Genomic DNA, 9,866 nt, shown 5'->3' on the forward strand with positions numbered 1-9,866 from the left:
TCTCCATGTTCCCGGTGTCGGGCGCCGCGCAGTTGAGCGCCTCGGGCGCGATCTCCAGGCTCCATCCGCTGATCTCGGCCAGGGGAGCGTATTCCAGATTCGTCAGGCCCGACTCGGCCGGCAGGAAAAGGTTCCACAGCCCGCGCTCTTTGGCCTTGGTCTTCAGTTCCTCGATGATCGGCGGGACGGTGTGGTCGTCGGGGCCGGCCTCGTCCCGGTACTTGTCGTATTCGGCCTCGGCCGGGAAGACGTACTCGGTCATGAAGTCGGTCAATCGCTGGTGGTAATCGTTGGCTTTGGCCGACATCGCGAAGTCCATGCCGTCACGATAGGACACGTGTCGAGTCGCCCTAGATGGCGAGCCTCATTGGTCACCTTCGCGACACTGAAACCACACACACGACACGCCGCGACGGGTGTGCGTGGATGCAGTCTCGCGGTAGACATGGCGCCATGACCGAATCCCGTCCGCCGCTCCCGCCGTTCACCCTGGAGACGGCCCTGCAGAAGGTGCAGGCCGCCGAGGACGCGTGGAACACCTGCGACCCGCACCGCGTCAGCCTCGCGTACACGCCCGACTCGCAGTGGCGCAACCGGGACGAGCACGTGGTCGGGCGCGACCAGATCGTGGCCTTCCTGACCCGCAAGTGGCAGCGCGAGCTCGACTACGCGCTGCGGAAAAGCCTGTGGGACTTCCACGACAACCGCATCGCCGTGCGGTTTCAGTACGAGTGCCACGACGCCAGCGGCCAGTGGTACCGCAGCTACGGCAACGAGCTGTGGGAGTTCTCCCCGTCCGGCTTGATGGCGCGCCGCGAGGCCAGCATCAACGACCTGCGCATCGACGAGTCCGAGCGGCGTTACTTCGGGCCCCGGCCGCCCGCGGAGCACGGCCAAGACATCCCGCTCTGGTAGCCGGCGGGCCACAACCCGGGGTATCCCGGCCCGGTCGGTCGCACGTCCGGGGCGGAATCCGGCAGGCGTTAAGGTAGCGAAGCGTGCGGCCCTAGCGGCGGCACATCCAAACGGCAGGAAAGTGGAAGCGGATGTACGCGCCATGACAGATGCGCAGACGACGGTAGGGGTGGTCGCCGAGTCCGGGGCCGACGAACGGCGGGTCGCGCTGGTGCCCAAGGCGGTGGCATCGCTGATCGGCAGCGGTGTGGCGGTGGTGGTCGAGTCCGGCGCGGGCGAAGGCGCGTTGCTGCCCGATCAGCTGTATACCGAGGCAGGCGCCGGCATCGGGGACGCCTGGTCCGCCGACATCGTCGTGAAGGTGGCGCCGCCGACCAAAGAAGAGGTCGCCAGGTTGCGCCGCGGGCAGACCCTGATCGGCTTCCTGGCGCCGCGCAACGCCGACAACTCCATCGGCGCGCTCACCGAGGCCGGCGTGCAGGCGTTCGCGCTCGAAGCCATTCCGCGGATCTCGCGGGCCCAGGTCATGGACGCGCTGTCGTCGCAGGCCAACGTCGCCGGTTACAAGGCCGTGCTGCTGGCCGCCTCGGAGTCGACGCGATTCTTCCCCATGCTGACGACCGCGGCCGGCACCGTGAAGCCGGCCAGCGTGCTGGTGCTCGGCGTCGGGGTGGCCGGGCTGCAGGCGCTGGCAACGGCCAAACGGCTGGGTGCTCGAACCTCCGGATACGACGTGCGGCCCGAGGTGGCCGACCAGGTCCGTTCCGTGGGGGCGCAGTGGCTCGACATCGGCATCGACGCGGCGGGTGAGGGCGGGTACGCGCGCGAGCTCACCGAGGAGGAACGTGCCCAGCAGCAGCAGTCCCTGGAGAAGGCGATCGCCGGCTTCGACGTGGTGATCACCACCGCGCTGGTGCCCGGGCGGCCCGCGCCGCGCCTGGTGACCGCCGCGGCGGTGGAGTCGATGAAGCCCGGCAGCGTGGTGGTGGACCTGGCGGGGGAGACCGGGGGCAACTGCGAGCTGACCGAGCCGGGGCGCACGGTCGTCAAGCACGACGTGACCATCGCCTCGCCGCTCAACCTGCCGGCGACGATGCCGGAGCACGCCAGCGAGCTCTACAGCAAGAACATCACCGCGCTGCTGGACCTACTGATCAAAGACGGCAAGCTCGCCCCGGACTTCGACGACGAGGTCGTCGCGGCGGCGTGTGTCACCCGTGCCGGGAAAGAAGGCGCATAGATGTACGACGAGCTATTGGCCAACCTGGCGATCCTGGTGCTGTCCGGGTTCGTCGGCTTCGCGGTCATCTCCAAGGTGCCCAACACGCTGCACACGCCGCTGATGTCGGGGACCAACGCCATCCACGGCATCGTGGTGCTGGGCGCGCTGGTGGTGTTCGGCGAGGTTGAGCACCCGTCGCTGGCCGTGCAGATCATCCTGTTCGTCGCGGTGGTCTTCGGCACGCTGAACGTCATCGGCGGCTTCATCGTCACCGACCGGATGCTGGGCATGTTCAAGGGCAAGAAGCGGGCGCCCGCCAAACTCGAGGAGCCCGCGGCGAAATGAACTACCTCGTCACCGTTCTTTACATCATTTCGTTCGCCCTCTTCATCTACGGCCTGATGGGCCTGACGGGGCCCAAGACCGCGGTGCGCGGGAACCTGATCGCCGCCGTGGGCATGGCCATCGCCGTCGCCGCGACCCTGATCAAGATCCGCCACACCGAATCCTGGGTGCTGATCATCGCCGGCCTCGTCGTGGGTGTGCTGCTGGGCGTTCCCCCGGCCCGGTTGACCAAGATGACCGCCATGCCGCAGCTGGTGGCGTTCTTCAACGGCGTCGGCGGTGGCACCGTCGCGCTGATCGCCCTGGCGGAATTCATCGAAACGAAGGGCTTTTCGGCCTTCCAGCACGGCGAATCGCCGACCGTGCACATCGTGGTGGCGTCGCTGTTCGCCGCGATCATCGGGTCGATCTCGTTCTGGGGCTCGATCATCGCGTTCGGCAAGCTGCAGGAGATCATCTCCGGGGCGCCGATCGGTTTCGGCAAGGCGCAGCAACCGATCAACCTGCTGCTGCTCGTCGGCGCGGTCGCGGCCGCCGTGGTCGTCGGGTTGCACGCGCACCCCGGCACCGGCGGAGCATCACTGTGGTGGATGGTCGGCCTGCTGGCCGCCGCCGGTGTGCTCGGCCTGATGGTGGTGCTGCCGATCGGCGGCGCCGACATGCCGGTGGTCATCTCGCTGCTCAACGCGATGACCGGGCTGTCGGCCGCCGCGGCCGGCCTGGCGCTCAACAACACCGCGATGATCGTGGCCGGCATGATCGTCGGCGCCTCCGGTTCGATCCTGACCAACCTGATGGCCAAGGCGATGAACCGCTCCATCCCGGCGATCGTCGCCGGGGGCTTCGGCGGTGGGGGCGTGGCCCCGGGCGCCGGCGGCGACGGTGGCGACAAACACGTCAAGGCGACCTCGGCCGCCGACGCCGCGATCCAGATGGCGTACGCCAACCAGGTGATCGTGGTCCCCGGCTACGGCCTGGCCGTCGCGCAGGCCCAGCACGCCGTCAAGGACATGGCGTCGCTGCTGGAGGAGAAGGGCGTGCCGGTGAAGTACGCGATCCACCCGGTCGCCGGCCGGATGCCCGGGCACATGAACGTCCTGCTGGCCGAGGCCGAGGTGGACTACGACGCCATGAAGGACATGGACGACATCAACGACGAGTTCGCCCGCACCGACGTCGCGATCGTCATCGGCGCCAACGACGTCACCAACCCGGCGGCCCGCAACGAGCAGTCCAGCCCGATCTACGGCATGCCCATCCTCAACGTGGACAAGGCGAAGTCGGTGATCGTGCTCAAGCGGTCGATGAACTCCGGGTTCGCGGGCATCGACAACCCGCTGTTCTACGCCGACGGGACGACGATGCTGTTCGGGGACGCGAAAAAGTCGGTGACCGAGGTCGCCGAGGAACTGAAGGCTCTCTGACCAGCTCTAGACGGGTGGGTAGGCGGGCGGCGGGTAGCCGTTGCCGTCGACCACCCCGCGCAGGCCCCACGGAACGTAGCGGAAGAAGAACTCGATCTCGTCGCTAGCGTCGTAGTCCGGACTCGGATCCATGAGGCCACCCCTCCAGTCGCGACTTGAGCTTTGATGGCGAGTCTAGTCCCATCCTCGTCGGGGCGACACCTGGCGTTTGCCTAAACTGTCCAACCAGTTGATTGATAATTGGCCGACCCCGGCATCCCGGCAACGGACGGGTAATGACGAAGCGAGTACCGATGGCATCCGAGAACGGACGAACGCGCCGCGAGGAGCTGCTGGCTGTGGCCACCAAGCTGTTCGCCGCGCGCGGTTATCACGGCACCCGGATGGACGACGTCGCCGACGTGATCGGGCTGAACAAGGCGACGGTGTACCACTACTACGCCAGCAAGTCCCTCATCCTCTACGACATCTACCAGCAGGCGGCCGAGCGCACCCTGGCCGCCGTCCACGACGATCCCTCGATGACGGCGCGGGAGGCGCTCTACCAGTACACCGTGCGCCTGCTCGACCAGATCGCCGCCAATCCCGAGGGTGCCGCGGTGTATTTCCAGGAGCAGCCCTACATCACCGAGTGGTTCACCGAGGAACAGGTCGCCGCGGTGAGGGAGAAGGAAACCCAGGTCTACGAGCACGTGCACGGCCTCATCGACCGGGGGATCGCCAGCGGCGAGTTCTACCAGTGCGACTCCCACGTCCTGGCGCTCGGGTACATCGGCATGACGCTCGGCGCCTACCGGTGGTTGCGGCCGAGCGGGCGCCGCAGCGCCAAGGAGATCGCCGCCGAATTCAGCACCGCGCTGCTGCGCGGCCTGATCCGCGACGAAGCGATCCGCACCAGTTCCCCGCTGGGTCCCTAGGTCCGATGGGGCGACCCGCTTCGCCCGGCTCCGCCGCGCTCGCGATCGCCCCCAGTTCCGATGGGGCGACCCGCTTCGCCCGGCTCCGCCGCGCTCGCGATCGCCCCTAGTTAGGCCCCCGCGCCTTTCAGGTGCCTGTCGAGGAAGGCGAGCTGGTCGGCGACGACACGGTCGAACGCCTCGTCGACGTAGATCGCGAAGTGCCCTTCGGGATACAGCTTGACCTCGCCGTGCGGGGCGTTGGCCGCGTAGCGCAGCGTCGGCGCCGCCGGTGCCACCGAGTCGGCTTCGCACACGCAGAACAGGATCGGGCAGGGGATTCTCGCGGTGTCGCGGCCGGGACGGTAGGCCATGATCGTCAACGCGATGCGGGCCGCCACCTCGTTGGTCAGTTCCTCACCTTCGGGCACGAGCCTGAGATAGCCGGGGTACGCGTCGGGCGTGGTCATCAACGCGACGTCCCCGGGTCTTCCAACCGTCGGCACCATCACCGGAGGCTTGCGCAGTCGGGCGGCCACCAGGTCACGTGCCGCCAGGAGGCCGACCCGCGCAAAGACCAGCGGGTTGCTGATCGTGCGCGCCGACGCGATGCCGTCGGTGAAGGGACATTGGACGACCGCGGCGGCGATGCCCGGCAGCCGGGCCGCCGTGGCGATCACATGGCCGCCGGCAAAAGAGGTGCCCCACAAGGCGATTCGATTGGGGTCGATGCCCGGCAGGGTGCGCGCGTAGGTGACCGCGGCGGCCCAGTCGGCGAGCTGCAGGCCCACATCCAGCACCTGGCGCGGCTCGCCCTCGCTGTCGCCGAAATTGCGGTAATCGAACACCAGGCAGGCGTACCCGGCCGCGCTGAACCGTTCGGCGTAGGCGTCGAGGCGCATGCTGCGCACCCCGCCCAGCCCGTGCGCCATCACCAACAACGGCGCGGGCGCGTCGCCGACCGGACGGTAGAGCCATGCGCTGATCAGATCGCCGCCGGACGGGAACCGGACGTCTTCTCGTTGTGTCATCAGCGAGCTATTCTGCCTGGGCCGCGGCGATCCGTCCGCCGGTATGTGCCACGGTTTTTATGGACTAGTGTCTAGAAACGTTTGAGCGCTCAACGAACGGAGACTCCCATGGCGATCCGCGTCGCGCACGTCGGTACCGGAAACGTCGGGGGGTTGGCCCTCACCGAGCTGATCACCAACCCGCAGTTCGAGCTGACGGGTGTGTGCGTGTCCACCCCCGAGAAGGTGGGTCGGGACGCCGGCGACCTGTGCGGAGTAGGCCTGGAACCCGGTGTCGTCACCGGCGTCACGGCCGTGGGAGACCTGGATGCGCTGTTGGCCACCAAGCCCGAGTGCCTCGTCTACTGCGCCATGGGCGACACCCGGCTGCCGGATGCCATGGCCGACGTCATGCGCATCCTGGCCGCCGGCGTCAACGTCGTCGGGTCCTCGCCGGGGCTGCTGCAATACCCGTGGGACGTGATGCCCGACAAGTACATCGACCGCGTGGAAGACGCCGCCCGGCAAGGCAATTCGAGCATCTTCATCACCGGAGTCGACCCCGGGTTCATCAACGACCTCATCCCGTTCGCGCTGGCGGGCACCTGCCAGAGCATCGAACAGGTGCGTTGCATGGAGATCGCCGATTACGCCACCTACGACGGCGCGGAGGTCATGCACTACATGGGATTCGGCCGGCCGCTCGACGAGGTGCCGATGCTGCTGCAGCCGGGCATCCTCGGCATCGCGTGGGGGACGGCGATCCGTCAGCTGGCGGCGGGACTGGGCATCGAGGTCGACGAGATCACCGAGTCCTACCAGCGCGAGCCGGCGCCGGAAGACTTCGACATCGCGGTGGGGCACGTCGCCAAGGGCACCATGGCCGCGCTGCAATTCGAGATTCGGGGCATGTCCAACGGGCGGCCGGCCGTCGTCATCGAGCACATCACCCGGCTGCGGCCCGACCTGCGACCGGACTGGGCCCAGCCGGCCGCCGGTGGCGGCTCCTACCGCGTCGAGATCACCGGCGAGCCCTCCTACGCCGTGGACATCGTTCCCAGCAGCCGCAAGGGCGACCACAACCACGCCGCGATCGTGGGTGCCGCCGGGCGCATCGTCAACGCGATTCCCGCGGTGATCGCCGCGCCGCCAGGCATCCTTACCACGCTCGACCTGCCGCTGGTGACCGGTAAAGGCCTTTACGCACCAACCACTTTGGTGAGCACCTAAATCGAAAGGAGTCCCTGTGGGACGGGTAGAAGGCAAAGTCGCACTGATCAGTGGCGGTGCCCGCGGGATGGGCGCCGAGCACGCGCGGCTGCTGGCGGCCGAGGGCGCCAAGGTGGTGATCGGCGACATCCTCGACGACGAGGGCAAGGCGGTGGCGGACGAGATCGGCGACTCGGTGCGCTACGTCCACCTCGACGTCACGCAGCCCGATCAGTGGGACGCCGCCGTCGAGACCGCGGTCGGCGAATTCGGCAAGCTCAACGTATTGGTCAACAACGCCGGCACCGTCGCACTCGGCCCGTTGCGGAGTTTCGATCTGGCCAAGTGGCAGAAGGTGATCGACGTCAACCTGACCGGAACCTTCCTGGGCATGCGGGTGGCCGTGGACCCGATGATCGCCGCGGGCGGCGGCTCGATCATCAACGTGTCCTCGATCGAGGGGCTGCGCGGCGCGCCGATGGTGCACCCCTACGTCGCCTCCAAGTGGGCGGTACGCGGCCTGGCGAAGTCCGCGGCCCTGGAGTTGGCGCGGCACAACATCCGGGTCAACTCCGTGCACCCCGGGTTCATCCGCACCCCGATGACCAAGCATCTACCCGATGACATGGTGACCATTCCGCTCGGCCGCCCGGCCGAGTCGCGCGAGGTCTCGACGTTCATCCTGTTTCTGGCCAGCGATGAGTCGTCCTATGCCACCGGCAGCGAATTCGTCATGGACGGCGGGCTCGTGTGCGACGTGCCGCACAAGCAGTTCTAGCCGCGGTGCTATAACGGCGAGCATGCTGCGCCGCTTGGCCGATGTGGTGGGGTCCAACCACGTGGTCACCGATCCCGACGTGCTCGCGGGCCGCGGTGTCGACCACACCGGGCGCTACCGCGGGCGGGCCAGCGCGCTGGTGCGCCCGGGTTCGGCCGAGCAGGTCGCCGAGGCGCTGCGGGTGTGCCGGGACGCTGGAGCGCACGTGACGGTGCAGGGTGGCCGGACCTCGCTGGTGGCGGGCACTGTGCCCGAACACGACGACGTGCTGCTGTCCACCGAGCGGCTGCATGCCGTCGATGACGTCGACACCCTCGAGCGCCGCGTCCGCGCCGGCGCCGGCGCCACCCTGGCCGCGGTGCAGCGCGCCGCGGGCGCCGCGGGCCTGGTGTTCGGGGTCGACCTGGCGGCCCGCGACACCGCGACGGTCGGGGGGATGGCCTCGACCAACGCCGGCGGCCTGCGCACGGTCCGCTACGGCAACATGGGCGAACAGGTCGTCGGCCTTGAGGTGGCGCTGCCCGACGGGTCGCTGCTCCGCCGGCACAGCCGGGTGCGCAGCGACAACACCGGCTACGACCTGTCGGCGCTGTTCGTCGGCGCCGAGGGCACCCTGGGCGTCATCACCGCCCTCGACTTGCGGCTGCATCCCGCCCCGTCGCGGCGGGTCACCGCGCTGTGCGGGTTCGCCGGGCTCGACGCTCTGGTGGACGCCGGCCGGACTTTCCGGGACGCGGACGGCATCGCCGCGCTGGAGATGATCGACGGCCGTGCCGCCGCGCTGACCGGCGAGCACCTCGGGGTGGGCTCGCCGGTCGAGGGTGACTGGCTGCTGCTGGTGGAGCTGGCCGCCGACCACGACCAGACCGAACGGCTCGCCGAGCTGCTCGACGGCGCGCGGATGTGCTCCGAGCCCGCCGTCGGCGTGGATGTCGCCGCGCAGCAACGGCTCTGGCGGGTGCGGGAGTCGCTCGCCGAGGTGCTCGGCGTATACGGGCCGCCGCTCAAGTTCGACGTCTCCCTGCCGCTGTCATCCATCGACGGATTCGCCAGGGAGGCAGGCGAATTGATCGGCGCGCAGGCCCCGGAGGCGCTGCCGGTGCTGTTCGGCCACGTCGGGGAGGGCAACCTGCACCTCAACGTGCTGCGCTGCCCGGCCGACCGGGAGCATGCGCTGTACGAGCCGATGATGGAGCTCATCGCGCGGTCCGGCGGCAACGTCAGCTCCGAGCACGGCGTCGGCACGCGCAAGCGGCATTACCTGGGCATGTCCCGGGAGTCCGCGGACATCGCCGCGATGCGGACCATCAAGGCCGCGTTGGATCCGACGGGCTATCTCAACGCGGCCGTGCTGTTCGACTGATCGGACTTGCACCGTCCGACATACGCTGGGATTCATGGCATCCGGAATCTTCAACACGCCCATTGTCGGAATCGTCAACAATCTATTCGGTGGCATGATCGATGCACCCGTCGTCGGACCGCTGGTACGACGCGGGCTGATCAAAATTCGCTACGTCGGCAGGCGTTCGGGTAAGACGATCCAGACCCCGGTCGGGTACCGCCGCTCCGGCGACGGCGTCGTCATCCACGTCATGTCGCCCGATAGCAAGACATGGTGGCGAAACTTTCTCGGCGAGGGCGGGCCGATCACGCTGCTCAACTTCGACGGCGCCGATCGCACCGGACACGCGATCGCCAGCCGCGACGAGAAGGGCCGCGTCAATGTCGCGGTCCAGCTCGACTGATCAGGAGCCGCCCTTGATTCCGACCGCGTGCCGCAGCTGCGCCAGGAACTGGTCCGCGTCGTCGCTGCGGACGATGTAGTGCGAGATGGCGATCCGGATCACGGTCGCCGCCTTCACCGCGGCGTTCGGCCCGGGCATATGCCGCTGCAGGCCCTCCCGCATCTGCGGGATCACCCACGAGAACTGGGCGATGGTGTGCTCGGGCTCGACGTCGACCATGCGCACACCGGAGTAGGAGTGCTGGTATTCGACGATGAACCGCAGCACCGCGTCGAGCTTGTCGACCCCCTTCAGGCCCGCGGTCGCCCGCACCAGGCCG

The 9,866-nt window shown here is 68.5% G+C and carries 11 protein-coding genes and 2 pseudogenes; 9 read left to right on the top strand and 4 right to left on the bottom strand.

The genetic code is table 11. From position 1 onward, the window contains the following. A pseudogene (locus A5713_RS04470) lies at nucleotides 1–307 on the bottom strand (acyl-CoA dehydrogenase); the annotation flags it as partial. 146 nt (nucleotides 308–453) lie between these two features. Here A5713_RS04470 and A5713_RS04475 point away from each other — a divergent pair. The 4 genes from A5713_RS04475 (at nucleotide 454) to A5713_RS04490 (ending at nucleotide 3,906) form a co-directional block, all read left to right on the top strand. Then, nucleotides 454–915 carry a nuclear transport factor 2 family protein gene (locus A5713_RS04475; RefSeq protein ID WP_068092950.1) on the top strand — a complete coding sequence of 154 codons (462 nt, stop codon included), beginning with the start codon at nucleotides 454–456 and terminating at the stop codon, nucleotides 913–915. 142 nt (nucleotides 916–1,057) lie between these two features. Beyond that, entirely contained in the window at nucleotides 1,058–2,155 is a 1,098-nt protein-coding gene (locus A5713_RS04480; RefSeq protein WP_068092953.1) for a Re/Si-specific NAD(P)(+) transhydrogenase subunit alpha, read from the top strand. Beyond that, nucleotides 2,156–2,482 (top strand): NAD(P) transhydrogenase subunit alpha, encoded by a 327-nt coding sequence (locus A5713_RS04485; RefSeq protein WP_067919175.1) that lies wholly within the window; start codon nucleotides 2,156–2,158, stop codon nucleotides 2,480–2,482. Continuing rightward, nucleotides 2,479–3,906 (top strand): NAD(P)(+) transhydrogenase (Re/Si-specific) subunit beta, encoded by a 1,428-nt coding sequence (locus A5713_RS04490; RefSeq protein ID WP_067919177.1) that lies wholly within the window; start codon nucleotides 2,479–2,481, stop codon nucleotides 3,904–3,906. The genes A5713_RS04485 and A5713_RS04490 overlap by 4 nt, the downstream gene beginning before the upstream one ends. Nucleotides 3,907–3,912: 6 nt before the next feature. Here the strand turns inward: A5713_RS04490 and A5713_RS28140 are convergent, their stop codons facing one another. Further along, nucleotides 3,913–4,038, bottom strand: a complete 126-nt coding sequence (locus A5713_RS28140) for a hypothetical protein (RefSeq protein WP_007167223.1) — start codon at nucleotides 4,036–4,038, stop codon at nucleotides 3,913–3,915. Nucleotides 4,039–4,199: 161 nt separating this feature from the next. Here A5713_RS28140 and A5713_RS04495 point away from each other — a divergent pair, with 161 nt between their 5' ends. After that, nucleotides 4,200–4,823, top strand: a complete 624-nt coding sequence (locus A5713_RS04495) for a TetR/AcrR family transcriptional regulator (RefSeq protein WP_067919179.1) — start codon at nucleotides 4,200–4,202, stop codon at nucleotides 4,821–4,823. Between the two features lie 110 nt (nucleotides 4,824–4,933). On the opposite strand, the gene A5713_RS04500 is transcribed toward A5713_RS04495, so the two are convergent. Beyond that, nucleotides 4,934–5,833 (bottom strand): alpha/beta hydrolase, encoded by a 900-nt coding sequence (locus A5713_RS04500; protein ID WP_068092956.1) that lies wholly within the window; start codon nucleotides 5,831–5,833, stop codon nucleotides 4,934–4,936. A gap of 108 nt (nucleotides 5,834–5,941) precedes the next feature. On the opposite strand from A5713_RS04500, the gene A5713_RS04505 reads away from it, so the two are divergent. From A5713_RS04505 to A5713_RS04520, 4 genes are read left to right on the top strand one after another with little or no spacing between them, the layout of a single operon-like run. Further along, nucleotides 5,942–7,042 carry a diacylglycerol kinase gene (locus A5713_RS04505; protein ID WP_068092962.1) on the top strand — a complete coding sequence of 367 codons (1,101 nt, stop codon included), beginning with the start codon at nucleotides 5,942–5,944 and terminating at the stop codon, nucleotides 7,040–7,042. A 16-nt stretch (nucleotides 7,043–7,058) separates the two neighbouring features. Further along, nucleotides 7,059–7,799, top strand: coding sequence for a glucose 1-dehydrogenase (locus A5713_RS04510; protein ID WP_067919184.1), 741 nt, complete (start codon nucleotides 7,059–7,061; stop codon nucleotides 7,797–7,799). Nucleotides 7,800–7,821: 22 nt separating this feature from the next. Then, entirely contained in the window at nucleotides 7,822–9,162 is a 1,341-nt protein-coding gene (locus A5713_RS04515) for an FAD-binding oxidoreductase (protein ID WP_068092965.1), read from the top strand. A 34-nt stretch (nucleotides 9,163–9,196) separates the two neighbouring features. After that, nucleotides 9,197–9,547: a hypothetical protein gene (locus tag A5713_RS04520; protein ID WP_068092968.1), complete on the top strand. Its 351-nt coding sequence runs from the start codon at nucleotides 9,197–9,199 to the stop codon at nucleotides 9,545–9,547. On the opposite strand, the pseudogene A5713_RS04525 reads toward A5713_RS04520, so the two are convergent. Continuing rightward, nucleotides 9,548–9,866: pseudogene (locus A5713_RS04525) on the bottom strand (TetR/AcrR family transcriptional regulator); the annotation flags it as partial.

Source organism: Mycobacterium sp. E2497 (genome assembly GCF_001668695.1).
Lineage (GTDB): Bacteria > Actinomycetota > Actinomycetes > Mycobacteriales > Mycobacteriaceae > Mycobacterium.

Excerpts from the sequence above, each read along its gene's own strand:
- A5713_RS04515 (WP_068092965.1), top strand. The coding sequence starts at position 7,822 with ATGCTGCGCCGCTTGGCCGATGTGGTGGGGTCCAACCACGTGGTCACC.
- A5713_RS04505 (WP_068092962.1), top strand. The coding sequence starts at position 5,942 with ATGGCGATCCGCGTCGCGCACGTCGGTACCGGAAACGTCGGGGGGTTG.
- A5713_RS04520 (WP_068092968.1), top strand. The coding sequence starts at position 9,197 with ATGGCATCCGGAATCTTCAACACGCCCATTGTCGGAATCGTCAACAAT.
- A5713_RS04495 (WP_067919179.1), top strand. The coding sequence starts at position 4,200 with ATGGCATCCGAGAACGGACGAACGCGCCGCGAGGAGCTGCTGGCTGTG.
- A5713_RS04490 (WP_067919177.1), top strand. The coding sequence starts at position 2,479 with ATGAACTACCTCGTCACCGTTCTTTACATCATTTCGTTCGCCCTCTTC.
- A5713_RS04480 (WP_068092953.1), top strand. The coding sequence starts at position 1,058 with ATGACAGATGCGCAGACGACGGTAGGGGTGGTCGCCGAGTCCGGGGCC.
- A5713_RS04485 (WP_067919175.1), top strand. The coding sequence starts at position 2,156 with ATGTACGACGAGCTATTGGCCAACCTGGCGATCCTGGTGCTGTCCGGG.
- A5713_RS04475 (WP_068092950.1), top strand. The coding sequence starts at position 454 with ATGACCGAATCCCGTCCGCCGCTCCCGCCGTTCACCCTGGAGACGGCC.
- A5713_RS04500 (WP_068092956.1), bottom strand. The coding sequence starts at position 5,833 with ATGACACAACGAGAAGACGTCCGGTTCCCGTCCGGCGGCGATCTGATC.
- A5713_RS28140 (WP_007167223.1), bottom strand. The coding sequence starts at position 4,038 with ATGGATCCGAGTCCGGACTACGACGCTAGCGACGAGATCGAGTTCTTC.